Source organism: Pandoraea sp. B-6 (genome assembly GCF_000282835.1).
Taxonomy (GTDB): Bacteria; Pseudomonadota; Gammaproteobacteria; order Burkholderiales; family Burkholderiaceae; genus Pandoraea; species Pandoraea cepalis.
Genome location: NZ_KB290500.1, coordinates 36,670 through 62,646 on the forward strand (window position 1 = coordinate 36,670; position 25,977 = coordinate 62,646).

The 25,977-nt window shown below is 60.8% G+C and carries 22 protein-coding genes, 1 tRNA gene and 1 pseudogene; 11 read left to right on the forward strand and 13 right to left on the reverse strand.

Features of this window, described 5'->3' with window-relative positions:
• The coding region (locus A985_RS24385) for an MFS transporter (RefSeq protein ID WP_232424531.1) at positions 1–1,027 on the reverse strand (1,027 nt) is incomplete at its 3' end.
• A 146-nt stretch (positions 1,028–1,173) separates the two neighbouring features.
• On the opposite strand from A985_RS24385, the gene A985_RS24390 reads away from it, so the two are divergent.
• Together A985_RS24390 and A985_RS0105650 are read left to right on the forward strand one after the other, a co-directional pair.
• Positions 1,174–1,923 (forward strand): GntR family transcriptional regulator, encoded by a 750-nt coding sequence (locus A985_RS24390; RefSeq protein ID WP_369751549.1) that lies wholly within the window; start codon positions 1,174–1,176, stop codon positions 1,921–1,923.
• Between the two features lie 184 nt (positions 1,924–2,107).
• Complete coding sequence (locus A985_RS0105650; RefSeq protein WP_017232429.1) at positions 2,108–2,839, forward strand: ABC transporter substrate-binding protein; 732 nt, start codon at positions 2,108–2,110, stop codon at positions 2,837–2,839.
• A 277-nt stretch (positions 2,840–3,116) separates the two neighbouring features.
• On the opposite strand, the gene A985_RS0105655 is transcribed toward A985_RS0105650, so the two are convergent.
• The 6 genes and pseudogenes from A985_RS0105655 to A985_RS0105675 all read right to left on the reverse strand — a co-directional run bounded on the left by A985_RS0105655 (position 3,117) and on the right by A985_RS0105675 (position 8,888).
• Complete coding sequence (locus A985_RS0105655; protein WP_232424532.1) at positions 3,117–4,430, reverse strand: MFS transporter; 1,314 nt, start codon at positions 4,428–4,430, stop codon at positions 3,117–3,119.
• A gap of 35 nt (positions 4,431–4,465) precedes the next feature.
• Complete coding sequence (locus A985_RS0105660; protein ID WP_051060073.1) at positions 4,466–5,320, reverse strand: enoyl-CoA hydratase-related protein; 855 nt, start codon at positions 5,318–5,320, stop codon at positions 4,466–4,468.
• Between the two features lie 44 nt (positions 5,321–5,364).
• Positions 5,365–5,493, reverse strand: a pseudogene (locus A985_RS28995) (enoyl-CoA hydratase); the annotation flags it as partial.
• 198 nt (positions 5,494–5,691) lie between these two features.
• Complete coding sequence (locus tag A985_RS0105665; RefSeq protein ID WP_039829928.1) at positions 5,692–6,915, reverse strand: CaiB/BaiF CoA-transferase family protein; 1,224 nt, start codon at positions 6,913–6,915, stop codon at positions 5,692–5,694.
• Between the two features lie 152 nt (positions 6,916–7,067).
• Entirely contained in the window at positions 7,068–7,952 is an 885-nt protein-coding gene (locus tag A985_RS0105670; RefSeq protein WP_017232433.1) for a LysR substrate-binding domain-containing protein, read from the reverse strand.
• Between the two features lie 27 nt (positions 7,953–7,979).
• Positions 7,980–8,888 carry an AraC family transcriptional regulator gene (locus tag A985_RS0105675; RefSeq protein WP_157211363.1) on the reverse strand — a complete coding sequence of 303 codons (909 nt, stop codon included), beginning with the start codon at positions 8,886–8,888 and terminating at the stop codon, positions 7,980–7,982.
• A gap of 308 nt (positions 8,889–9,196) precedes the next feature.
• Between A985_RS0105675 and A985_RS0105680 the strand changes: the two genes are divergently transcribed.
• From A985_RS0105680 to cynS, 9 genes are all read left to right on the forward strand, one after another.
• The gene (locus A985_RS0105680; protein ID WP_017232435.1) at positions 9,197–10,585 is read left to right on the forward strand and encodes an NAD-dependent succinate-semialdehyde dehydrogenase; all 1,389 of its coding nucleotides are present in this window, start codon (positions 9,197–9,199) and stop codon (positions 10,583–10,585) included.
• A gap of 399 nt (positions 10,586–10,984) precedes the next feature.
• A complete protein-coding gene (locus A985_RS0105685) occupies positions 10,985–12,514 on the forward strand; it encodes a sigma 54-interacting transcriptional regulator (RefSeq protein ID WP_017232436.1) in 1,530 nt (509 codons plus the stop codon).
• A 218-nt stretch (positions 12,515–12,732) separates the two neighbouring features.
• The gene (locus A985_RS0105690; protein WP_017232437.1) at positions 12,733–13,272 is read left to right on the forward strand and encodes an OsmC family protein; all 540 of its coding nucleotides are present in this window, start codon (positions 12,733–12,735) and stop codon (positions 13,270–13,272) included.
• Between the two features lie 44 nt (positions 13,273–13,316).
• Entirely contained in the window at positions 13,317–14,456 is a 1,140-nt protein-coding gene (locus A985_RS0105695) for an acyl-CoA dehydrogenase family protein (RefSeq protein ID WP_017232438.1), read from the forward strand.
• On the forward strand, positions 14,453–15,808 hold the full coding sequence (locus A985_RS0105700; protein ID WP_017232439.1) for an FAD-dependent oxidoreductase: 1,356 nt from the start codon (positions 14,453–14,455) through the stop codon (positions 15,806–15,808). Before A985_RS0105695 ends, A985_RS0105700 begins: the two co-directional genes overlap by 4 nt.
• Before the next feature lie 59 nt (positions 15,809–15,867).
• Entirely contained in the window at positions 15,868–17,262 is a 1,395-nt protein-coding gene (locus A985_RS0105705) for a CmpA/NrtA family ABC transporter substrate-binding protein (RefSeq protein ID WP_026131681.1), read from the forward strand.
• Positions 17,263–17,277: 15 nt separating this feature from the next.
• Positions 17,278–18,147, forward strand: a complete 870-nt coding sequence (gene ntrB / locus A985_RS0105710; RefSeq protein WP_017232441.1) for a nitrate ABC transporter permease — start codon at positions 17,278–17,280, stop codon at positions 18,145–18,147.
• Positions 18,137–19,066, forward strand: a complete 930-nt coding sequence (locus A985_RS0105715; RefSeq protein ID WP_017232442.1) for an ABC transporter ATP-binding protein — start codon at positions 18,137–18,139, stop codon at positions 19,064–19,066. The genes ntrB and A985_RS0105715 overlap by 11 nt, the downstream gene beginning before the upstream one ends.
• 33 nt (positions 19,067–19,099) lie before the next feature.
• Complete coding sequence (cynS, locus tag A985_RS0105720) at positions 19,100–19,549, forward strand: cyanase (protein ID WP_017232443.1); 450 nt, start codon at positions 19,100–19,102, stop codon at positions 19,547–19,549.
• A gap of 204 nt (positions 19,550–19,753) precedes the next feature.
• Here cynS and A985_RS0105725 read toward each other — a convergent pair.
• From A985_RS0105725 to fdxH, 6 genes are all read right to left on the reverse strand, one after another.
• Positions 19,754–19,849 (reverse strand) — tRNA-Sec (locus A985_RS0105725).
• 86 nt (positions 19,850–19,935) lie between these two features.
• A complete protein-coding gene (gene selB, locus A985_RS0105730) occupies positions 19,936–21,846 on the reverse strand; it encodes a selenocysteine-specific translation elongation factor (protein WP_017232444.1) in 1,911 nt (636 codons plus the stop codon).
• Positions 21,843–23,273 (reverse strand): L-seryl-tRNA(Sec) selenium transferase, encoded by a 1,431-nt coding sequence (gene selA, locus A985_RS0105735; RefSeq protein ID WP_017232445.1) that lies wholly within the window; start codon positions 23,271–23,273, stop codon positions 21,843–21,845. The genes selB and selA overlap by 4 nt, the downstream gene beginning before the upstream one ends.
• A gap of 18 nt (positions 23,274–23,291) precedes the next feature.
• Entirely contained in the window at positions 23,292–24,329 is a 1,038-nt protein-coding gene (fdhE, locus tag A985_RS0105740) for a formate dehydrogenase accessory protein FdhE (protein ID WP_026131682.1), read from the reverse strand.
• 42 nt (positions 24,330–24,371) lie between these two features.
• Positions 24,372–25,019, reverse strand: coding sequence for a formate dehydrogenase subunit gamma (locus A985_RS0105745; RefSeq protein ID WP_017232447.1), 648 nt, complete (start codon positions 25,017–25,019; stop codon positions 24,372–24,374).
• Between the two features lie 2 nt (positions 25,020–25,021).
• The gene (fdxH, locus tag A985_RS0105750; RefSeq protein ID WP_017232448.1) at positions 25,022–25,972 is read right to left on the reverse strand and encodes a formate dehydrogenase subunit beta; all 951 of its coding nucleotides are present in this window, start codon (positions 25,970–25,972) and stop codon (positions 25,022–25,024) included.
• Positions 25,973–25,977: the final 5 nt, after the last annotated feature.

A 25,977-nucleotide genomic window follows, 5' to 3' on the forward strand; every position in this document is an offset into this window, starting at 1 on the left:
CCACGGTGATGACATCGCTCTTCACATACGCCACGGAGAAGATCGATGCGGTCGCGATCACGGCGGCAATGCCGAAGAGGGTACGCATGACCTTGTTGGGTGAGCCGCCCGCGGCCTTCCACTTGTCGCCGACCCAGCCGCCGAACAGCTCGCCGATAAAGCCGCAGAAGAAGATGATGAAGCTGGCGCCGCCCATTTGCTTGATATCGAACCCGTGAACCTTGTGGAGGTAGTTCGGCATCCAGGTCAGCAGCCCGTAGAAGACCGTGTTGAAGCACATCCAGCCCAGCGCCATGCACCACACGGAACGGTATTTGAAGAAATCGAGCGAACGACCGGAGAGGTTGGCCGGTTCGGCGCGGTGCTCGTTTGCTTGCGCTTCCTCGATGTAGGTCGCCTCTTCGTCGTTCACGCCCGGGTGTTCGCGCGGGGTGTTGCGAATGTAGCGCCAGGCGACGTAGCCGGCGAGCACGGTGCCAACGCCCGCGACGACGAAGGCCAGACGCCATGAGCCAAGCATCGTGATGAGCCAGGTGATGATGATGGCACCCAGGGCGGCGCCCAGCGGCGCGCCGCCGTCGAGCAACGTGGCGCCGCGCCCGCGTTCATACTGCGTCATCCAGATGGCATTCAACTTGCCGCCTGCCGGATAGATCGGTGCCTCGGCCGCGCCGAGCCCGAAACGCGTGAGCAGCAACGACGTGGCATTGGTGCACAGGGCGGCCGCCGCCTGAAAGATGCCCCAGAAGACCGTGGCCAGCGCGATCACGATGCGCGGCTTGTGTTTGTCGGCCAGCATACCGCCCGGAATCTGCATGACGGCATACGTCCAGAAGAATCCGCTCAGGATCAACCCTTCCATCGCGGGCGTGAGGTCGAACTCCTTCGAGATCAGCGGCATGGCCACCGACAACGACGCCCGATCGATGTAGTTGATCGAGATCAGACACAGCATCAAGAAAAAAATCTTCCAGCGCACAGCGCTCTTCGTGCCTGCCATAGCGGCAACCCTGCCTGTCGACTGCATGGTGAATCTCCAGAGTAGATGACTTACATAGCTTTCGTCGCGACTTGAGAGTGAGTATAGAATCTGTAATCTGTAATTACAATATCGGTAAATAATTGATTTCATTGAAATCTATTCTAGGGATTTCCCTATATGGTAGGATGTTTATGACACTGATAAACACGCTCGAGACCGTGACCCTCCCCCTCCAGAAGTCCCTCAAACTCCGCACGCTAGGCATGGCGGCCGAGATTACGGCGCGCTTGCGCGTCATGATCGAAGAAGGCGAGCTGCCGCCGGGCGAGCGTATTGACGAGAAGGCGCTTTGCGAAATGTTCGACGTCTCGAAGACGCCGTTGCGTGAAGCGCTCAAGACGCTGGTGTCCGAGGGGCTGGTGCTGCACCGGCAATACATCGGCTACCGGGTCGCGCCACTCGATCTCGACGAGCTTCGCGCGACGTTTGAAGTCCTCCATGGCCTGGAGGGCATGGCGGGCGAACTGGCGTCTCGGCGATTGACCGAGAGCGCGCTGGCCGCGATCGAACGGAAGCACGAGCAGATGCTCGACGCGCACGGCAAGGGGCTTCGAACGGAGTACTTCCGGATCAACCAGCAGATTCACCAGATGATCGTGGACGGCGCGGGCAACCCGGTGCTCTCGTCGCTCTATGCCACATTAATGAGCAAGGTGCACCGCGCACGCGGCGCCGCGAACGCGGATCTTTCGCGTTGGCAGGAATCGCACGAAGAGCACGACCGGATCATGGCGGCCCTGCGCGAAGCCGGACGGCCGCACTTGGGCGAGGTGCTCAAGGCGCACTCCGAGAACACAGGGACCGAAGTGCTGAGCGTGGTCGCCGAGGCCATTCGGCTCGGCGAACCCCACCGTCGCGGACGCGAGATCGGGGCAAGCTGACGCGTCGCGCCCACGCATCGGCCGCAGGGACACTGGTGAGAAGGCACGTCGGGATGGCCTGAGCGTTGGCGCAAGCCAATCTTACGACCGGTGCCGGTGTACCGAACGCCCCTCTGTGCCACACCATCGACGCCATCGGCAAGATTGCCGATATTCTCGAACCCCAGACCTCCCGATCCTGACCATGACGCTCGATTCGACTCTCCTTGCCGCGTTTGCGCCGACTGGCGTGCTGCGTGCCTGCATCAACCTTGGCAATCCGATTCTGGCGGGGCTTGACGCCCAATCCAGGCCGGTCGGCATTTCAGTCGATCTGGCGGGTGAATTGGCGAAGCGGTTGGGCGTCGAGCCTGCGCTTGTCGTGGTCGATGCCGCCGGCAAATCGGTGGAGACGGTGACGAACGAGCAGGCCGACGTGGGCTTTTTCGCCATCGATCCGCGCCGCGCCACGACGATCGGTTTCACGGCACCGTACTTGCTTATCGAAGGCTTTTACCTGGTGCGCGACGCCTCGCCGGTGAAGACCAACGCCGAGGTCGATCAGGCGGGCACGCGCGTGGTCGTCGGTAAAGGCAGCGCGTATGACCTGTTCCTGACGCGCGAACTCAAGCACGCGGACATCGTGCGCGCGCCCACGTCGCCGACGGTGGTCAAGACGTTCATCGAAACGGGCTGTGAAGTGGCCGCTGGCGTGAAGCAACAGCTCGAACACGACGTGGCCGCACTGACGGGCTATCGGCTGCTCGACGAGCGTTTCATGGTCATTCAGCAAGCCATGGGTATGCCGATCACGCGCGGCGAGGCGGCTGTGGCATTTCTGAAGACGTTTGTGGAAGACATGAAACGCGAGGGTTTCGTGGCAGATGCCATGCAACGTCATGGTGTGACGGGGGTCAGCGTTGCGCCTGCGGCGTGAGGCGACTTACGCATCCACCACGAAGCCAAAGGCGGCGAACGAAAGTTGACCGATTCGTCATCGTCGAAGCTCCTTCTCCGAATCGAACATGCGTCGACGATGTGTGAAGTTCACACTTGCCGATCATCCCCGTCATGGACTGTCGCCACATGCAGCTGATTTGTTGCTCCATGAATGCTGACGGACATGCCTGGACCGGTCATGCTCCACAGCGATAATTTGCGGATTATCGCTGTGTTCACCGACAGCACGTGAGGGCAAAGTGTTGCCGGACGTATTATTTGCCAGCCGGTGCCGGCGCGTTCATCAAATCCGGCCGGCGATTGGCGCGATCTCGTTTTAATCCCCAGAAATAGGTAACCGCAAGACAGGGCACCAGTGACGCAATCGAATAGGTCACCCCTGCCAGTTGGTTGCCGGTCAGCGCTACCAGCGACAGGCTGATGAGCGGTAAAAATCCGCCGAACAGGATGTTGCCCAGTTGCTGCGCCAGTCCGAATCCGGTTGTCCGACTCTGAGGCGGAAAGCACTCGGCGATAAATGCGGGTAGCGGCGCCATGATCATGGCGGTCAACACGGCGAGTACCGTAATAAGTGCCGCGACCACACCCCAGGCCTCGTTGAGCACACCCGTGCGGATCCCAGCAAAGGTCGGATACGCGCTGGCCATCCATAGCAGTATGCCGATGAACATCACCCGTGCTCGTCCGATTCGATCGGATAAGCGGCCAAACACCGGGAACATAGGCGTCGCGATTATGATGCCAACCGCCACGCAAAGACTGGCGTGAGTCGGTTCCACCTTGAGCACGTTCTGCAGAAAGTACAGCATGTAGACAATCGACGTGTACAACGATACCGAAGTGCCCCCTTGGGCACCGAAAATCGCAACCAGAATGGCTTTCCATGAGGATTTGCTGGTCACCGTGTCGGACAGGGGCGCTTTCGACAAACGCCCGCTTGCCTGCATTTCCACGAACACCGGCGTCTCCTTCATGCCCAACCGAATCATCGTTGCAATCGCGACGATCGGTGCGGAGACCAGGAAAGGCACGCGCCAACCCCAAGTGGCGAATGCGTGGGCGTCAAGCGTCAGTCGCAATGCAGACACTATCGCCAGGGCGAGCAACAGGCCGACCCCGGCCGTGCTCTGCAAGACGCTCGTGAACATGCCGCGCTTGTCCTGCGGTGCGTATTCGACCACATAGACCACAGCTGAGCCATACTCCCCACCGAGCGCAATGCCTTGCGTAATGCGCAGCACCAGCAAGGCGACGGGTGCGGCCACCCCGACTGCGCCATAAGTCGGCAAACAACCGATGCCGACAGTCGCGACACCCATCAACACAAGTGTGATGACAAAGGTCTTTTTGCGCCCGATACGATCCGCCATAGGGCTAAAGATAATCGTGCCGATGGGTCGCGCGAGGTAAGCAATGCCAAAAGTCGCGACGCCCGCGAGCGCAGCGACGGTTCTGTCCTGCGACGGCAGAAACAATTGCGTCAGTGTGCCCGTCAGCGCGACGTACACGAAGAAGTCGTAGTACTCGAGCATCGTTCCCAAGCTCGAGGTTGTGATGATCTTCAACATTTGCCGTAGCGCCGCCGGTTGGCGATGATGCGTGTTCATGACTGTCTCCTTCCATTGATTTTTATTTGTATTACATAGCGCACGTCGTCTGCCAACGCTTCACTTGAGAAACCGGCGAACCGCGGCCTGTGCTCTTCACCGCAAAGAAGAATGGCCTGCATCGATGCGGCCATCTCCAAGGCTGTCGGCAACGATGCTTCCGCCGATTGGCGAACCAGTTGCTTGGCCATTCGCAAAGCGTGTGGAGGGCTGTTGGCGATTGTTTCAGCCAGTCGCTCCGCCTCCGCGTCCAATGCATCGACGGCCACGACTCGCGAGACGATGCCGGCATCAAGCGCTTGGAACGCATCGATGAATTCGCTGGTCAGCGTCAACTCCATTGTCTTGGCGACCCCGACAATCCGAGTAAGGAACCAGGCCCCGCCGATGCCAGAGACCAAACCCAGTCGCAGAAAGCTTTCCGAGAAACGGGCATTTTCCGCGGCAATGCGCAAATCGCACATCAATGCAACATCGAATCCCGCGCCCACTGCGGCACCATTGACGGCAGCGATAGATGGCACCGGCAACGCATGCAACGCGCGGGGAATGCGATGCAGGCTACCCGCGAGGCGCTCCCTGACCGCCTCGACAGAGCCTTGCATCAGATCGGCGCCAGCCTCCATGTCTTTCACGTTGCCACCCGTGCAGAAATGCTTGCCCGAGGACCGGAGCAAAACGCAGTGCACGTTCGAAAGCCCGCTCGCCCGCTCCAGGGCGTCTGCCAACGCTTCGGTCATCGCCACATCGAGCGCGTTACCGGTTTTCGGTTCATTCAGCGTGATTGTCATCACGCCGTTGACGACGCGGGTCAAGACCAATCCTTCGCTTTGAGCGTCGTCGGTCGTCATGACATCCTGTCTGGTGTTCATTGCGTAGCGATTCATACAGATACTCACTTATTGAGAAATTCCGGCGCTCGCTTCTGCAAGAACGCCGCCATGCCTTCCTTCTGATCGTGCAACGCGAAGCCAGCATGAAAAAGCCGTCGCTCGAATAACAGACCGTCGCCCAGGGACGACTCAACGGATGGGCATATGTCAGCGCCCGCTGCAAATGTGTTGTCTGAGCCAGTGATGAAAGTTGCATGCACTGGGTCGTCGGCATCGATCCGACCAAGCGCGTCAGTTAGCGGATTGCATGGATTGTCAGATGCCAGCCTGAGCAACGTGACCCGTCGATGCTTCTCGACAAGTACGGGAGCGCACGTCACCCCCACCTCCTACAGAGAGACCGGCGCATCTTGCGCAGCGGCGGTCTGAATCACGCCCAGGCCGATCAGCCTGGTGATCTCCTCGTGGGTAACACCGTATTCCGCGAGTACCTCAATTGAGTGCTGCCCGACTAGCGGCGCGGCGACATCCGCGGCACGCGTGTCGTCGCTTTTGCCGAGCGCAAAGCCAGGCAGCCGCACCTTGCCGGCAATCGGATGATCAACGCTCGAATCGATTCCGCTTTCGCGATACTCGCGAGAATCCACCACCTCCCTGTACGTCGAAACCGGAGCGCACAGAATGTCGCGAGCGGCCAACAGGTCGAGCCATTCGGATGTGGTGCGGGTCGCAAAGCATTCCCCCAGCGCGCGGCGCAGGGCAGCCCGATTGCGCACGCGATCCGTGTTGGTGACAAAGCGTGGGTCCGATTCGAGATGCGGCAAGTCAACCGCCTCGCAAAGCGACACCCATCTGTGCGGGTGATAAGCGGCAATCATCAGCCAGCCGTCACGGGTTTGGAAGGCTTCGTTGGGAGACGCATAAGGCGCGGCACTGCCGACCTTCTCCGGGTTGGTATCGGAGGCGAGAAACGACGTGAAGCCGACCTGCTGCAGCGCAATAGCTGCCGTAAACAAGCTGATGTCCAGATGCTGGCCTACGCCACCGCGATGTACCTCGTGCAGCGCTGCGAGCACGGCGATAGTGGCCATATAGCCGCCCACCATGTCAGCCACAGGAACCGGTACCTTCAACGGCGCCGAACCTGGCTCACCGAGCGTGCTCATCAGCCCGCTGGCGGCCTGAATGATGCCGTCCACGGCGGGACGACAGCGCGAGGCGCCGGTTTGTCCAAACGCGGAGATCGAGCAGTAAACAAGCTTGCCGTGAGTTGCTTCAAGCGACGCATAATCCAGACCCCACGTTGCCATGACGCCGGGCCGGAAGTTCTCGACAATCACATCGGCCTGCCGAACCATCTCCCTTATCGTTCGCTGGCCAGCCTCGGTTTTCAGATCTATCGCCAGACTGCGCTTGTTGCGATTGACACTGAGATTGGCGACGCTCTCGCCGTTGATCCATGGTGGCCCGATCTTGCGCCCCAGCTCACCGAACGGCGGCTCGATCTTGACCACGTCCGCACCGAAATCGGCCAGCATCATGGAGCAAACCGGCCCGGCCAGCACGTGCGAAAAATCCAGCACGCGTACGCCTCGAAGACTGTCTCTTATCATTTTTTCCTATCCGGTTCTGCGCTGCAAATGACATTCGTGTCACCGATTTGCAGCCATTGAGAACAGGATAGAGAGCGCGCGTAGCGCGGACAAACGACTTTATTGATCGTACCTTTTGACTTTTTGTAAAGTCATGTGCCCCGCCATCAGCGCTAGCTCTGCACCACCGTGGCAAGCCATTCGCGAAACGCGCGCAACGCCGCTGTCTGCCGCTTGCCCGAGGGCCATGCGAAATAGTAGGTGTATGCGCCGCGATCGAGTGTCGGCCCAAACGGGATGACCAGCGTGCCGTCGTTCAAATCCTTCTCGACCAGCGCCTTCTGTGCGATCGCCACGCCGTGCCCCTCGATCGCCGCCTGGTAGGCCAGCAGCGATGTCTCATAACGCATGCCGCGCAGCGCGTTGATTCTCGACACGCCCGCGGCGGCCAGCCACAGCCCCCAGTCGTCGGCGCGAGCGAGCGAATGCAGCAGTGTTTGACTTTCGAGCTGTCTCGGCCTTTTCAAGGTGAGTATGGGCGCAGCCACCGGCACCAGTTCGTTGGGAATCAGGCGCTGCGTGTTCATGCCGGGCCAGTCGCCATCGCCCAGTTGAATGCCCGCGTCAATGTCTTCGAGCGCGAAGTTCAGCGGCGCCGACGACGTGGTCAATTGCACATCGATGTTTTGATTTAGCCGGTGAAAGCTGGCGAGCCGCGGAATCAGCCAGCGCACCGCGAACGTGGCCGGCGAGCGGATGCGCAGCACGTTGTTGCTCTGGCTGCCAGACACGATCGCCTCCGTCGCTTCGCGCAGCGTGGCGAAGAGCGGCATCAACTCCGACAGATAACGAGCGCCCACCGCGGTCAACACGAGACCGCCGCGCACCCGTTCGAACAGCGGCGCCTTCAGAAAATCCTCGAGCGCCCTGACCTGCCGGCTCACCGCCGCTGGGGTGACGGCTAACTCGTCGGCCGCCTTGGAAATGCTGAGCAGACGCCCGGTCGCCTCGAAGGCGCGCGTGGGATTGAGTGGCGGAAGCGAGTCGCGGCGGGCCATGTTCGAGGATTGTCCAGAGAGTATGGGTTAGTGCGACGATACAAAAATCGACGGCGCGCCTTCGTCGGGCAGCGCAAAATTGCGCTTCATGCGCGCGATTTCCTGTAATGGGCTGCCGCCGAACAGCCGCTTGAACTCGCGACTGAATTGAGACGGACTTTCATAACCGACCTGGCTACTCGCCGCCGCCGCGGTCGTGCCGAGCCGCGCCATCAGGAGCCGCGCCTGATGCAAGCGCGTGGACTTGATGTACTGCAGGGGCGAGGTGTCGGTCACCGCCTTGAAGTGCACATGGAAAGTCGGCACGCTCATGCGCGCTTCGGCGGCGAGTTCCTCCACCGTCAACGGTTCCGCAAAATTTGTATGAATCTTGCGGATCGCGCGGGAAATGCGGCCGAAATTGCCTTGGCGACTCAACGCGGCGCGCATCGAGCCGCCCTGCTCGCCCAAGAAAACCCGGAAATAGATTTCCCGCACCAGCGCCGGCCCGAGGATCTGAGCCTCAAGAGGATTCAACATGGCCTGCAAAAAGCGCAAGACGCTCTGCCCCAGCGGTATATCGAGCGTGGTGGTTGCCATGCCGCGAGGTGGCATCGGCGTCATCGCTTCGTGCTCCTCGATCTGTAGCAGCAAATCGGCGGCAATGCCGAAATCCAGCCGCAAATAAATCGCCAGTAACGGCTCGGCTTCGCTCGCGTCGGTCTCCATCGAAAACGGCAACGGCACCGAGACCACCAGATAGCGCTGGGCATCGTAAAGATAGACCTGATCGCCCCAGAAGCCGCGCTTGCGCCCCTGGCACACGATCACGATGCCCGGCTCATAGAGCACTGGCGTTCTGGTCAACGACCGATTCGAACGCAGGAAGCGTATATCTGGCAGCGGTGAAAGGTTATAGCCCTCATTGGGCGCGAGCTCGAGCAACAACTCGATCATCTGTTGGCGCACGCGCCCCTGACGTTTCGATGCGGATTCCATGGCGGCGACAAAAAAAACTTAGCGATCGACGAGCGCAGTTTCGCATCGAGTCGGGAAAAGCACCAGCCACTCATAGGATCAGGCAAGAATCACAGACGAATGCGCGTTTTCCGCCGTGTCCCGCGCTCATAACATTTTCACAGGTTGTCGCATGCGGTCATGCCGAGGGCGCGTCATCGGTCGACGCGCGTCGCGCACTTCGCGTGCTTCGAGTGTATTTCCCGCTCACGACAATCACCCTTCCAACATGGACTCAAGGATATTTCATGATCGAAGTAAGGAATCCCGCGGACGGCAGCGTGGTGGGTCACGTCAAGCATCATACTGAGCAGGAGGTGCGTGAGGCGATTGATCGCGCCTGCGCTGCTTTTCCTCAATGGTCCCGGAAGCTGGCCAGGCAGCGCAGCGACTTGCTGCGCAAATGGTTCGAGCTGGTCAGGCAAGACAGGCAGGACTTTGCCGAACTGATCTCGCGCGAGAACGGAAAGTGCCTGACCGAAGCGCTCGGCGAAATCGACTATGGTCTAGGCTTTATCGAATGGTATGCGGAAGAGGCCAGGCGCGTGTATGGCGATACGATTCCATCGCACGCCGCCGATGCTGCAGTGCTGGTCACCAAGGAGCCGATCGGCCCGGTAGCGTCGATCACGCCTTGGAATTTTCCGTTCATGATGATTGCACGCAAGGTCGCTACCGCACTCGCGGCCGGTTGCACGATCATCATCAAGCCTGCCGAGGAAACGCCGCTGACCGCCTATAAGTTGCTTGAATACGCAAGGCGCGCCGGCATTCCCGAGGGTGTTTTTGAAATGGTGACGGGCGACCCTGCGTCCATCGGCGGCATGATGACCAGCGACTCGCGCATCCGGAAGATTTCGTTCACCGGATCGACCAAAATCGGCCGGCTGCTCGCTCGGCAAAGCGCAGATACGCTGAAAAAGCTGACGATGGAACTCGGTGGCAACGCGCCGTTCATCGTGTTCGATGATGCAGACATCGAACAGGCAATTTCAGGGCTCGTTGCGGCAAAACTACGCAACTCTGGACAGGTCTGTATCTCGCCGAACCGCATCTACGTGCAGGCCGGCATTCACGATCGCTTTGTGCAGCGCCTGACGGAAGCCGTCGAGCGAATCCGTGTCGACCAGGGATTACAGCCCGACTTCGTAGTGGGGCCTCTGATCAATCAGGCGGCACTCGACAAGGTGTCTCGGCTCGTCGAGCAGGCGCAAAAGAGCGGTGCGAAAACGTTGCTCGGTGGGCGGCGACACGACAACGGTGGTCTCTTCTATGCGCCGACCATCCTCACGAACGTCGCCGACGACATGGATATCTGCTCGACGGAACTCTTCGGCCCGGTATTCCCGGTTTACACATTCGCCTCCGAGAAGGAGGTGATTGCGCGTGCGAACGCCACCGAATACGGTCTGGTCGCTTACGCATTTACCCGCGATCTCGGGCGGGCATTTCGCCTCTCGCGCGACATCGAGGCAGGCATGGTGATCCTGAACTCAGGCTCGGTGGGTACGGCTTCCGTTCCGTTTGGCGGGGTCAAGCAGTCGGGCTATGGTCGGGAAGGAGGCTATTACGGCATCGAAGAGTATGTTCAAGTGAAGTATGTGCTGATGGCTGGGTTGGCGGAGGCCGCCCAATAGGTTCGATTGGGGGTGCGGACAAATACATGAACTATCGGGAGGTAGTTCATGTATTGACCCAGTGAGAACCCGCTCACGTCATTTTCGAGGTTCAGACGATGAGCTAGGCATTGGAAGAAGACATCAAAAGGTGGACGGCCGGGCGCGAGATATGGGTTCCCCCATCGTCTCGCCGAAAATCGAGCCATAGTCTGGCCGGCTTTATTCCCCCCTCACCAGGCGCCCTCGCCTCGTTGCTTCCCCTATTGAATGGGTGCGCATACATCGCTGGCGAATTCGGCCCACGAATATGTTTCATGCCCGGGTTGATCTTATGATGGGATCTGTTATCTCACGGGTGGCCAGATGAGTTCCCAGCATAGTGAAAGCGATTCGCCGGCATTCTGGAGAGAGCAGGAGATGCTCCTTCTCCAACAAATAATGAGCCTCGTAGGCAAAGGGCTATCGCCGGACGTCATTCTTCGTGAAACGCTCCATCTGATGTCCGAGCTCCTCGGGCTGAACCGTGGGCGCATCGTGCTTCTGGACGATGGTGCGACTGACAGTTGCAGAATCCAATATGCGTATGGCCTCAAGCCGGACGAAATCGAACGCGGGCGCTACAAGGTCGGTGAAGGCATAACGGGGCATGTACTGCGCCATGGCCAGTTGACGATCGTGCAGGACATCGATCGAGACGATGTCTTTCTTGCGCGGGCGGTTACACGAGACCGCCTTCCGCCGGGGCCCGTGTCGTTTATCGCGCTCCCCATCCGAATTGAGGATCGAAGCGTCGGCGTCCTGGCGTGCCATCGAATTCGTGTCCGCAATCGTGCATTATCGAGCGACGTGTCTATTTTGCGGATCTTGTCGACACTGGCCGGCCACCTTCTTCATCTTGATTCGATGATGAAGGCAAAGACTCGCGCACTCGAAGAGCAGAACGAGATGTTGATGCACGCGCTTGAGCATGAGAGCGCGAAGTACGGAATCGTGGGGACTTCGCCTGCGCTGCTTAAAGCGATTTCGGAGCTGGAGCGAGTCTCGAATGCATCGGCGAGTGTCTTGCTGCTCGGCGATTCAGGCACCGGCAAGGAGCTGTTCGCCAGAGCACTGCACTTGTCGGGTCAACGCCGTGACAAGCCGTTCATAAAGGTGAACTGTGCAGCAATCCCCGACACGCTTTTCGAATCCGAATTGTTTGGCTACGAGCGGGGTGCGTTTACGGGTGCGACCGGTGTGCGAGAGGGGCTGTTCGAACAGGCGTCTTCAGGGACGATCTTCCTTGACGAAATCGGTGAGCTGCCTCTCACGTTGCAGGGAAAGCTGCTTCGTACATTGCAGGAGGGAACGATAACCCGGCTAGGTGGGAAGCGTGAAATCAAGGTGGACGTCAGGCTTGTGGCGGCGACGAACAGAAGCCTGGAAACCGATGTTGCGAACGGCCTGTTCAGACAGGATCTGTACTACAGACTCAACGTTATTCCTATTCGGCTTCCGTCGTTAGCCGAGCGCAAAGGTGACATTCGCGCTTTGGCATTGCATTTTCTCAGCCGTACAAACCAGGCAAACCAGCGCAACGTCAATCTTGCGCCCGATGCACTCGCAAGGCTCGAGGACCATCAATGGCCTGGCAATATCCGCGAACTTTCGAATTTTATCGAACGCGTCGTGCTGCTCGCCGACAGGCCAATACTCCATTCGGACGATGTTGAACGGTTTCTACCCGCAGCGGAACCGGCGCCACTGTTCGAGACTCCCGGTTCGCCCCTGCAGCAGACGGTTCAAATTCCGGAAGGGGTGCGTCAGTACATGGCGAACGACTCACATTCGGCAGATGAACTGCGTCAGGCATTGCGCTCGGCTGGCGGCAACAAGTCGCGAGCAGCGCAACGCCTCGGGCTGACGCCCCGTCAGTTCTCGTATCGCTGGCAGAAAATTTGCAGCTAGATACGACTGACAATGTTCGACAAATTGTCGACATTGTCAACAATTTGGGATTGGGTGCTCATTGGGCTTGCAGCGTGGTCGGCCATAAAAAATATAACAAATACAGCACCCTATAGATTTTTACCCTGCCCTGGCACGGTCGTTGCTTTGATGGATGTGCGATCTCGCAGATCGTTTCATCCGGCTCATATGCCACGTCTGTCACCAGGAGAATTACCTTGAGTACCGAAACCGTCACCACGTACCTACGCCCCATCGACCGCGAAGGCCTTCTGAAGTTTGCCGCCGCCGGCCGTGAAAATCCCGAGCGCAAGGGCAGCAACAAGGTCCATACGGTCATGCAGGGGCAGTTCCGCTCGTGGAGCTATGTAGGCACCCACAACCCGGTCGTCGTGGACGAGCCGGTCCATCTCTTCGGTGAAAACACGGTGCCTGCGCCGGGCGAGATCGCGCTCTCGGCGCTGGGCGGTTGCCTGAGCGTCGGCATTACGGCGGTGGCGACCTACCGCCAGGTCAAGCTTTCGCGTCTCGAAATCTTCCTGGAAGCCGACATCGGCAATACCGCCGCGTGGGGCGCTGGTGGCGCCGAACGTCAACCCGCGCAAATGGGCTTCCAGGAAATTCGTGTGAAGGTCCTCATCGAGGGCGACGCCACGCGCGAAGCGCTGGACGACATCGTCAAGCACGCCAATCACTTCTCTCCCGTTGCCAACAGCATGCGCAATCCCATCCCGTTCAGCATCGCGCTCGCGGAGTAAGCCGCAGCACGCTCCATCACACTGAATAACGGGAGTATCGCATCATGAAAGCGGTTGAATTTCCTGGCGACCGGATCGATTCGACGTGGACCGATTCCCACGTCATGGCAAACGTGACGGCCATCTCCGACGGCCCGCTCGCAGAAGCCGCGCATCGTATTGATGAGGGTCATTACCCGCTCGAAATCCTGGGGTCGCTCGGCACCGCAGGCGCGTTCGGCGCGCACCTCGAGCGAGGCGGTCGTCGGGTTGGCCTGGCGCTGGACGCTATGCGCGCTGTGAGTCGCCGTTGTGGGTCAACGGGATTTCTCACATGGGCACATGACGTCTGTGGGCTTTACATGGAGCAATCCGGCAATCCTGCGCTGACTGGCGAACTGCTCGACGATCACACGATGGGGCGTACCTTCGGGGGTACGGCGCTTTCGAACCCGATGAAAGCAATTGCCGGCATCGAAAAGATACTGCTACGCGCAGTGAAGGTGCCCGGCGGATATCAAGTTAGCGGCGCACTGCCGTGGGTAAGTCATATCGCGCCGGGACATTACTGCGGCGCCATGGCAGGCGTGTTCCGCGACGATGGCTCAGTGTCGCACGAGATCATGTTCCTGCTGAAGCTGACGCCCGAGGTCGTATTGCGCCAATGCCCGGAATTTTCGGGCATGGAAGGAACCAGCACCTGGGGCGTGCGCCTCGACAACTACTTTGTCGGCGACGCCGCAATGATCGCAGATCCTGCTCGTCCTCTCATTGCGAAGATACGTGCTGTATTTGTGTTGCTGCAAGCCGGGATGGCAATGGGCATTGCACAGGGCAGCATCGACTCTATCCGCGAAGTCGAGCCAGTCCTTGGTCACGTCAACCAATTTCTGGAAGACGGTCCGGCCGAGCTTCAGGCGGAGTACGACGAGCTGTGGAGTCGCGTCGCCAAGCTCGCGCAAACGCCATACGACGGCAGCAAAGACTATCTACTTCATGTGCTGGACGCGCGCGTACAAGGCGCGCAACTGGCATTACGTGCTGCGAATTCGGCGCTTATGCATCAGGGCGCGCGCGGCTACCTTATGAGCGCTGCGCCGCAACGCCGTATTCGCGAGGCTCAGTTCGTCGCGATCGTAACGCCTGCCATCAAGCACCTGCGTTGGGAGATGGCTCGTCTGTCGAAAGAGGAGGTCCCCGAATGAGCACCCCGACGAATTTGCCGTGGCGGCAATTCCTCTGTCGCGCCTGCGGCTTGATTTACGACGAGGCATTGGGCGATCCCGATAGCGGGCTTGAACCGGGGACGAGATTTGAGGACATTCCGGAGGACTGGGCTTGTCCGCTCTGTGGCGTTGTCAAGGCGGATTTCGAGCCTTACGAACCGTTGGAGCGCACTGCACGCTCGGACGATGCCGCGGTCGTTACGCCGACACGTGAGCTCGGCGTCGTGATCGTGGGCGGTGGCATTGCCGGTTGGAGTGCGGCAGAGGCGTTGCGTGCGCTCGACCCCGCTGTACCTATTACGCTCGTGACCGCATGCAACGGCGACAGATACCTCAAGCCGGAACTGTCCGTCGCACTCGGGCGCAGCCTGAAGCCTGCCGATCTGGTTCGGGAGTCGGCCGTCAATGCAGCTAGGCGCCTTAATGTGCGTCTGATGACAGAAACGTTTGTCGTCGGCATTTCTCCGTCCATCAAACAGGTACGTACCACGCGAGGTGCGCTTCGCTATACGAAGCTCGCGATCGCGCAGGGCGCGCGCCCTGCACTACCGGAGCAAATGCCGGCCTCGCTATGTTGGCGTGTCAATGATTTGGCGGGATGGTCGGGGATTCAGGCACGCCTGGATGGCGCGAAAAAGACCGTTGCGATCGTCGGTGCCGGGATGATTGGGTGCGAACTCGCGGAGGATTTTGCGCGTGCAGGCCATGCCGTGTCGCTAATCGATATCAACCTCGGCCCGCTGGCCAGTCTGGTTCCAGCGGTCGTCTCTGACAGGCTCCTGACGGGCCTACAGGATGCGGGTGTCAGATTCTTGGGGGGGCGTCGCATCGAGAGGATCGAGAAAGCGGACAACGGCCAAAGGATCATTCAAATGCAAGGCGGCGAGCAAATTCGCGTTGATGAAGTCGTCGCTGCGACGGGGCTCGTCACTGAGACCCGCCTCGCGAAAATGGCCGGGCTCGCGTTTGATCGAGGCATCGTAATCGATCCGCACACGATGCAGACAAGCATCGAAGACATTTATGCGATTGGCGATTGCATCAGCGTTGCCGGCGTGCCATGCCGATTCATCGAGCCGATCGTGCGGCAAGCGGGGGCGCTTTCGCATCACGTGCTCAACCGCGAGCATGCCGGTTATGTTCACAGCACGCCGCTGATTCGTCTGAAAACGAAGGCATTCCCCATCGTTATCCACGGCGTCCCGAGCGCCAAGGGTACGTGGGGTGCTCCCGATGATCGAGAGGGTCAGATTCGGATTGAGCAGCGCCTCGATGGTCGAGTCATTGCCCGCATCGAAGCGGGTTTCGCACAGCAGCGGCTTGTCGCTTGAATGCCTTGCTGCCCGTAGGGCGGCTAACCCGAGTCCGAATCAAACCAGGTGCGTCGAACATGAAAGATGAAAATCCGTATCGTCCGTATAGCGCAGACCACTCGCTGGAGCGCTGCTCATGCGGCATGCACGCCAGTCAGGACGAACACGATGCCCGCAGCGGCGTTGTCGCTCGCCCCCCAGTGCACGATGAAGACGTCCAGTCGCGCCATTTCCTCGAAATGGTAGCTGTCAGGGCGCTGTTCCCCCACGACGCGCTGCGCCGGCGATTCCTTCGCGCGGTCGGCATCAACGCCGCGCGTGCCGCCATTGCCAGCGTGCTCCCATTGGCCGACCTTCAGGCGATGGCGGAAGAAAGGCGTCCTCTGGAGAAGAAGGACCTGAAGATAGGTTTCATCCCGATCAACTGCGCCACACCGCTGATCATGGCGGATCCCATGGGCTTCTATCGGGAGCAGGGTCTCAACGTCTCGCTTCGCAAGACGGCCGGTTGGGCGCTGGTTCGAGACCAGATGCTTAATCACGAGCTCGACGCGTCGCATTTCCTGGCACCGATGCCGCTCGCTATTTCCATGGGGCTTGGGTCTTCCGCCCAGCCCATGCGAGTCGCAGCTATTCAGAACGTCAACGGCCAGGCCATCACGTTGGCGCTGAAGCATAAGGACAACCGGGACCCGAAGCACTGGAAGGGCTTCAAGTTCGCCATTCCGTTCGAGTATTCCATGCACAACTTCCTGCTCCGCTACTACCTGGCGGAGCATGGACTTGACCCCGACCGTGATGTTCAGCTCCGCGTGACTCCGCCTGCGGAAATGATCGCCAATCTGAGGGCCGGCAACATTGATGGGTTCCTCGGACCGGATCCCTTCAATCAACGTGCTGTGTATGACCAGGTGGGTTTCATTCACATCTTGTCGCGCGACATCTGGGACGGGCACCCGTGCTGTGCGTTCGGTGTAGCGCAGGGCTTCATTGACCAGAACCCGAACACATTCGTGGCGTTATACCGTGCGTTGCTGAAGGCGTCCGCGAGCGCTCACAAGTTAGAGAACCGTCCTGCGATCGCGCGCGCCATCGCGACGCCAAACTATCTGAACCAGCCGGAATCGGTCATTCTGCAAGCGCTCAGTGGCCACTACGCCGATGGGCTCGGAAATGTGCGTGATCAGCCAGATCGAACGGATTTTCAACCGCTTCCGTGGTACTCGATGGCCACCTGGATGCTCACGCAAATGCAGAGGTGGGGCTACATCAAGAAGCAAATTTCCTACGATGACCTTGCCAAGAAGGTGTTCTTGCTTACAGATGCAAGTGCGCAAATGAAGGCACTGGGGCAGGAAGTCGACCACGATGCGTTGGCTGGCGGGATGCGGAAATTCTCAGTGATGGGCCGTGAATACGACCCTGCCAACCCGGCCAAATACCTTGCAAGTTTTGCGATCAGGCGGACCTGATTCAAAGGATATGAGATGAAGTCTTCAATTCGATTGCAAGCTGCACTGGTGTCACTTGCCATGGTTGCGATTTTTCTCGTTTGCTGGCAATTCGCGACAACGGCGGGGAAGCAGGCCCAGCACGCGCCAATGACTGCGGAGCAAAAAGAGTATGCACAGTTGATGGGACAGACGCCCGACGACCCATCGTCGGAGCCGAAGAGCGACGGTTTCCCCACACCCGCACAGTTCTTTTCCGTCGCGGCGCAGAACCTCGCGCACCCATTTTATGATCATGGTCCCAATGACAAAGGAATCGGCATTCAATTGGGCCATTCCCTTCTGCGTGTCGCCGGCGGCTATCTACTCGCCGTCATCGTGTCGATCCCTTTGGGTTTCTTGATTGGCATGTCTCCGCTGCTCTATCGCGCTTTTGATCCATTCATTCAGTTGCTCAAGCCGATCTCTCCGCTCGCGTGGATGCCAATCGCGCTATACACGATCAAAGACGCCTCTGTCTCTGCAATTTTCGTGATTTTCATCTGCTCGCTATGGCCAATGCTGATCAATACCGCGTTCGGCGTGGCGAACGTAAGACGTGAGTGGCTAAACGTTGCCCGCACTCTCGAAGTCTCGCCGTTGCGCAAGGCGATGCAGATTGTCTTGCCCGCCGCTGCACCGACCATCATCACCGGCATGCGTATCTCGATGGGGATTGCGTGGCTTGTCATCGTGGCTGCCGAGATGCTGGTCGGCGGAACGGGCGTCGGCTATTTCCTATGGAACCAGTGGAACAATCTTTCGCTGACAAATGTCCTGTTTGCGGTGCTCGTCATCGGCGTGGTTGGGATGCTGCTTGATCAACTTTTTGCCCGCCTGCAAAAGAAGGTGACCTATGCAGAGTAATGACAATCGCGCCGCAAGCGGCAGTGCTTTCATTGAGGTCGACAACCTCTCGAAACGCTATCGCGCAGATCTTCCGCCGGTCTTCGAAGACGTGACATTCAAGATTGATCGTGGCGAGTTCATTTGCGTAATTGGTCACTCCGGCTGCGGAAAGAGCACGATTTTGAACGTACTCGGAGGGCTTGAGCAGGCGAGCGGTGGCGGGGCCGTCATGGGCGGGAGAGAGATTGCAGGCCCGAGCCTCGATCGGGGGGTCGTGTTCCAAGGTCATGCGTTGCTGCCCTGGCTCACCGCGAAGCAGAACGTCGAATTCGCCGTTCGCTCCCGGTATCCGGATTGGACGCGTCAGCAAATCGACGAGTGCGCAATGCGCTTCCTCGATATGGTCGGCCTCACGCGCGCGATCGACAAAAAACCATCGGAGCTATCGGGCGGCATGCGCCAGCGAGTGGGGATCGCTCGCGCATTCTCCGTCGCACCAAAGATGCTTCTGATGGACGAGCCGTTCGGGGCACTCGATGCGCTGACGCGTGGTGTTATCCAGGATGAACTTCTGCGCATCTGTCTGGCGACTCATCAGACCGTTTTCATGATCACGCACGATGTCGACGAAGCGATCCTGCTTGCTGATCGAATCTTCTTGATGAGTAACGGGCCGCGCGCGCGCCTTGCAGAAATTGTGGTGAACACGATGCCACGGGAGCGAACGCGAGAGACGCTTGTCCACGATCCGCAGTTCTACAGGATTCGAAACTATCTTATCGATTTTCTGGTGAGACGCTCCGCCACGATTCAACAGGATATCGAACATGGTCGTGAAACGCATCAAACGACGCAAATTGTTCGTCCAGGCTTATCTCAGGACAACGTTACGGAGCTTGATCAAGGCCGCGCGCTCCGCATGGGCAATACGGCTTAATTTTCCAGTGGTAGTTTTTTTGAGGATAGTCACATGATTTCGAGTCGCACACAGGTTACCGAGATGATCGTCTCGGCGAAGGTACGCAAGGGCCTCAAGTGGGCAGATGTTGCGGATAAAGTCGGCATGGCCAAGGAGTGGACGACTGCCGCATGCCTCGGTCAAATGCAGTTGAGCAAGGAGCAAGCTGCCGTCGTCGGTGAGATCTTCGAGCTTTCCGACGAGGCCATCGCATGGCTGCAGATCGTTCCGTATAAGGGATCACTGCCGACGGCGGTTCCGACGGACCCGCTGATCTACCGCTGGTACGAGTTGGTGAACGTCTATGGCACGACCATCAAGGAACTGATCCACGAAGAATTCGGGGACGGCATCATGAGTGCCATCGACTTCTCGATGGACATCCAGCGTCAGGCGGACGCGAAGGGCGATCGCGTCAACGTGGTGCTTTCCGGCAAATTTCTGCCATACAAGGCCTACTGACCGGCTGGCGGAAATGCCTATGACGCTCACCGGGGCCATCTAAGGCCTGGCCATCGGCGCCGTGCCCGGCTTGACTGGAACTGGCGCGTGATGGCCGGGCACTAAGTGCGCAATCGACGCTGCGATAAAGCGAAGTCCACGAAGTGAATTTTGCGGAACAAGAATACGGCGGATTTCCGGAACGCAAAATCGCTGAAAGCCTTGTGGCGGAAAGCAGCCGGAGTCGAACCGACCTGGGAGCGGCTGACGCCCCCAACCGGGTTTGAAGCCCGGCCGCATCACCGGATACGGATGCCTTCCTTCGGACAACGCAATGTGACTGACTAAATCGTCGTGCACGCGCTCAGGCATCGCTTGAATCACCTGAGTTCGGCATCCCGACTACTTTACGCCGCGCCCCATTCCGCCCCGGGGCGGCGCACATGCCAATCGCCAACGCGGCGAGTATATCCCGCACGATCGAAGAACTCCAGAATCTGGATCGCACGCTTGCGCCCCAGGCCCGTCGTGTCGCGAAACGCAGCGGCTTCCACCTTGCCGCCGGCGTCGGCGATCATGCCGGCGAGTGTCTGGACACAAGCGTCGTCGTAGAACAGATCCTTCACGATCTGATGCACTCGTCCCTGTCTCGCAAGCTTGCGCAATACCGCACGCACCCGCTCTTCAGGCACGTTCAGCGAACGCCCCATGTCCCTCACCCACGGCGGATCGAAACGACCCTGCACCACCAGCGGCAGCAGCGCGTCTGCCAACGCCGTCTCGTCATCCGTCATTTCCACACGGTGCGCCGGCAGATGCCACCACGCCCCGGTACGGGCCAGCGCTCCGTCGCGCAACATGGCCTGCACGAAGGCGCGCCAACGCCACGCATCCATCGACGGCCACGTCATGCGGCCCAGCCGTGCAGCATCGAGTCCCGGCTCGTCCGGCTGGCGCGCGTGATAGTCGCGCAGCACATCGAGCACGCGTGTGCGCACGGTGTCCCACGCCTGAGGGGCAAACGCGAGCGATTCCCCCTCCCCTCCCGCCAGCACCACCGCATTCGCCGGCCACTGCCATTGCCCCGCCGGCAACCCGGTGAGCGCAATGACCTGCTCGCTCGTCAGTCCAAACGCGGCCTGCGCGAGTAGTGCATCCAATCCTTCGCCATCGAGCGCGCGCGCCACGGCGTCGAGCCACGCCAACCGCGCCGCCGACCGACGCCTGCGCTCCGGCGCCGCAGGGTCAAGCACCCGCCCGCCACCCACCGTTGCCGTCGCCTGCGGATTGCGCACGATGAAGCGGTCGCCCGGCATCGTGCACACCGGCGTATCGAAGACCAATTGCACGCGCATCGCGCCACCGGGGGCCAGCGTGTCCCCTTCCAGCAATACCGTGCGGGCCTGCCCATGCGTCGTGCCCGCATGCACATGCAGCGGAAACCATTGCGTGAGTGGCGCACTGTCTTCAAGCCAGTGCAGTTCGACATCCACATGCGTCGACGGCCCCGGCAATCCCGCCGCCACGATCCAGTTGCCCCGCCGAAGCTGGTCGCGCTCCACCCCCGCCAGATTCAGCGCACAACGCTCCCCGGCGCGCCCCGCCTCCACCGAACGGTTCTGCGCATGCACGCTGCGCACCCGCACCGGCAATCCCTGCGGCATCACGGTGAGGTTGTCCCCCACGCGCACCGTGCCAGCGAACGCCGTGCCGGTCACGACCGTACCATGGCCTGCCAGCGTGAAGACACGATCGACGGCGAGACGAAACAATGCGTCCTCGCGACGCGCCGCATTGCCGGACGAGTGCAATGCCTGCGCCGCCTGCGTGAGCTGCTCGCGCAGCGCCGCCACGCCCGTGTCGCCCGGCGTCGTCGCTGACACCGGCACCGTCTCGGCCTCGGCGAACGGCGTGTTCGCGAGCCATTGCGAAATCTCCTGGGTCACAGCGGCCAGCCGCGCCGCGTCGACGCGATCCGCTTTCGATAGCGCGACCACGCCACGCCTCACCCCCAGCATCGAAAGAATGGCGAGATGCTCGCGCGTCTGCGGCATGATGCCGTCGTCCGCCGCAATCACGAGCAGCGCGAAATCAATGCCGACGGCCCCCGCGGCCATCGTGTGAATCAGCTTTTCATGGCCGGGAACATCGATGAACCCCAACACCTCGCCATCCGGCAATGGGGTGTAGGCGTACCCCAATTCGATGGAAATGCCGCGCGCCTTTTCTTCTTTCAGACGATCCGTGTCGACCCCGGTCAACGCGCGAACGAGACTCGTCTTGCCATGATCGATGTGACCGGCGGTGCCCACGATCATGCGCGAAGCTCCGCAAACTGCAACGCCAGACGCGCTTCGTCAGTCGCTTCGAGACATCGCAGATCGAGCCATAGCCTTTGATCGGCAATCCGGCCGATCACCGGATACGGCAGCGCGCGCAATGCCGCTTCAAGCGCCGCCAGCGCGCGTCCGCTGCCGCGTTTGCCGCCGCCAGCCGGCACGATCGCCAGGCCATAACTCGGGAGCTGCTCGACCGGTAGCGCGCCGCTGCCGATCTGGCTCACCATCGGCGCGGCGCTCACGGTATAGGCATCGCCCAACGACTGCGCGAGCACCGGCGCCAGACGTTGCGCCTGCGCCATCATGTCGTCGCGCGTACGCGTGAGCAGCCGCAATGTGGTGAGCCGCTCGGCCAGATGATCGGGATCGCGATAGAGCCGCAGCACGGGTTCCAGCGCCGCAAGCGTGAGCTTGCCCACGCGCAGCGCGCGCTTGAGCGGATGCTTCTTGATCCGTGCGATGAGATCCTTGCGCCCGACGATCATGCCCGCTTGCGGACCGCCCAGCAGCTTGTCGCCGGAGAACGTCACGAGATCGGCGCCGGCGGCGATCGTCTCCTGCACCGTGGTCTCGTGCGGCAGCCCCCAGCGCTCCAGCGGCGTCAGGGTGCCGCTGCCGAGATCGACCGCCACCGGTACGCCATGCGGCTTCGCAATCTGCACGACCTCCGCGACGTCGACACTCTTGGTGAAGCCGGTGACCGCGTAATTGCTGCAATGGACCTTCATCAGCAAGGCCGTCTTCTCGCCGATGGCATTACGATAGTCGGCCGCATGCGTACGGTTGGTCGTGCCCACTTCGACAAGCTTCGCGCCCGCGTGCGTCATGATGTCGGGAATCCGAAACGCACCGCCGATTTCCACCAGCTCGCCGCGTGACACCACGACGTCGCGACGCTTGGCAAGCGTCGCCAGCATCAGCAGTACTGCCGCCGCGTTGTTGTTCACCACCGTCGCCGCCTCACCGCCCGTCAATTCGCACAGCACGGGCGCGACGAGATCGTCGCGGTCGCCGCGTCCGCCCGTTGCGAGATCGAATTCGAGGTTGGCCGGCGCCGTGAGCGCTTGCATGACCGCTTCCACGGCAACCTCGGGCAGCAACGCTCTCCCGAGGTTCGTATGCAGCACCGTGCCAGTGAGATTGAAGACGGGACGCAGCGTCGCCCGGTTGCGCTCGGTAAGCGCGCGGGTCACACGTGCCCCGAAACGAGCCGGGACCAGGGTGTCATGTGTCAGCGTGCCCGCAAGCGCCGCCGCGCGGCACGCGTCGAGATCGCGACGCAACGCGTCGGTCACCTGCGTGCGACCGAAGTCGGCCAACGCTGCCTGAAAGTCGGGCATCCCCAGCAGCCGGTCTAGCGACGGGAGATCCGCCGCCCCTGCAAACTCAAGATCGTGCTCGGCCATCCGCACCCCCGCAATCCCTTAAGCCGTTTCGGTGTTCTGCCAGAGCAACGGATTGCCATTGGCGCGCGCGTACCCCGCTTCGCCCATCAGCACGTCGAGGGCCAGGCTCGCGAGATCGTCGGCAACCGGCTCCACGAAAGGATCCTTGTCCTGGTAGAAGATCTTGCGATAGCTATGACAGTCGTCGCACGACTCTGCCCGGATCGGGGATGACGCCACGCGTTTGGCCGCGTCGTCGAGCGCCGGACGACCATCGGCACCCCTGACAACGTCCCCTCCGACATGCGCCGCCTGCAGGTCCGCCCCCGATGCCGCCGCATCCCCTGTTTTGTCGAGCACGTGATAAGCGACATGCTGGCTCGCTTCGCAATGTGTGCATTTCACGCGAACCATATGCCACTCGGTCGAGCATAGCCCGCACGCGAGATAACGATAGCCCTCATGCGCCCCGCCAATGCGCACGACGCTCGCCACCGGCAGCGTGCCGCACATGGGACAGACGTTGGGGACGTCGAGCATCGGCACGTCGCCCGCGTCGAACGTGCTTGCCACGCCCGTCCAGAGCACTTGCAGCGCCGCCGTCAGGAACGGCGCGCTGGCGGCATCGACGCCCTTGCCATGCCCGGCGAGCAACGATTGCGCCGCCGAGTCGAGCGCGGCCGGACTGGAGGCACGAACCCGTTCAAGCACAGCGCGTACCGGTGCGGGCAAGTCCGGCTGTGCCGACATGGCATCGAGCAACCGCGCGAGCAGCGGCTGCCATCGGCCCGCGTCGTATCCCCCGTTCGCGGGCACGAGCGGCATGCAGTGCAATTGCGCCTGCTCGATCGACTCGGCCGTCGGACGCTCCGCCTGAAAAGTGTCGAGCACACGCTGCTGTGCGTCGACCAGCGAGGCCATGAGGCGCAGGTAGTCGCCGAGTGGATGGCCGTCGGCCAGTTGACGCAGTCGTGCCGCGCGCGCCGAGAAAACTTCGGCGCGTTGCGGCATGCGTAGACGGGGGATGGCGGTCCGATCGAGCGACTCGATCTGTCCGGGTTCAAGGATGCGTTGCAAGGTAGCCGGCCTCGTAAGAGCGCCCGGCCACCGGGGCCGGACTCATTTGTTGAGCTGCTTGTACCAGGCGCGATGGTGCTTCCACGCCCAGCCGCGGGTGACGGTGCCGCGCGTCATCGCGCGCACGGAACCCTTGATCCAGATCGCGGCATAGATATGCGTAATGATGCCGCAAATCAACACGAATGCACACACCGCATGCACGTCGGAAGCCAGACGAATCACCCCGATCGGGAAGTAGAACGCGAAGTAGGCGCGCCAGATCACGATGCCCGAGAGCAACAACCCGATCATGCACAACACCATCACGTAGAAAAGCAGCTTCTGGCCGGCGTTGTAGCGCCCGACTTCCGGCAGATTCTCTTCGCGATTGTTCAGCACGTCGCCGATTTTCTTCATCCACTCGGTGTCGCGCGATTCGAACCGGTTGTAGCGCGCGAGCCGCAAGGCGAGGCACACGAAGGTGACGAACATCACCAGCCCGACAAACGGATGCAGAATCCGCGTCCACGATCCACCACCGAACAGCGTGGCCAGCCAGAACATCGACGGATGGAACAGCGCGAGCCCCGAGAGCGCGAGCAGAATGAACGTGCCCGCGACAATCCAGTGGTTGATGCGCTGCCCGGCACTGTAGCGCTCGATCAGATCGTCCTTGTCCGCCTGACGATCACTGCGTTCGTTCGACATGGTCAGACCTCCTCGTGCGTGGCGACGCCCTTCTGGCCATCGGGACCGTTACCCTTGCGGGATGCGTCGTAGCGGCGGGCCGCCGCCTCATCGTCCTCGGTCGTCTCGTTCGGACCGGTCTTGATGTAGTGGAAGAACCCGGCGAGCGCCGTCAGCGCCATGGCGGCCACGCCCAACGGCTTGGCGATGCCCTTCCAGAGCGTCACCATCGGACTGATGCGCGGATTGTCCGGCAGACCGTGATACAGCGACGGCTTGTCGGCGTGATGAAGCACATACATCACGTGCGTGCCGCCGACCCCCGCCGGATCGTAAAGCCCGGCGTTCTCGAACCCCCGCGACTTCAGGTCTTCGATGCGCTCGGCCGCCTGATCTTTCATGGCGTCCTTGGTGCCGAACAGGATCGCGCCGGTCGGGCACGTCTTCACGCACGCCGGCTCCAGCCCCACCGACACCCGGTCGGAACACAAGGTACATTTGTACGCCTTGTGATCCTTCTGCGAGATACGCGGGATGTTGAACGGACATCCGGTGATGCAGTACCCACAGCCGATGCACGCCTCTTCATGAAAGTCGACGATGCCGTTGGCGTATTGCACGATGGCCCCCGGCGACGGGCACGCCTTCAGGCAGCCCGGGTCCTCGCAATGCATGCAGCCGTCCTTGCGGATCAGCCACTCGAGGTCGCCCTTCGGGTTCTCGTACTCGGTGAAGCGCATGAGCGTCCAAGAATCGGCCGTCAGGTCCGCCGGGTTGTCGTACACGCCGACGTTCGTGCCGACCTCGTCGCGCAAGTCGTTCCATTCCATGCACGCCGTCTGGCAGGCCTTGCAGCCGATGCATTTCGACGTATCGATGAGCTTGGCAACGTCTCCCGTGTGCGACTCGCGCACGGAGGGCGAGGGCAGCGTGGTGGCTGAGCGCCGTTTGATATCCAGTGATTGCAATGCCATGGCGC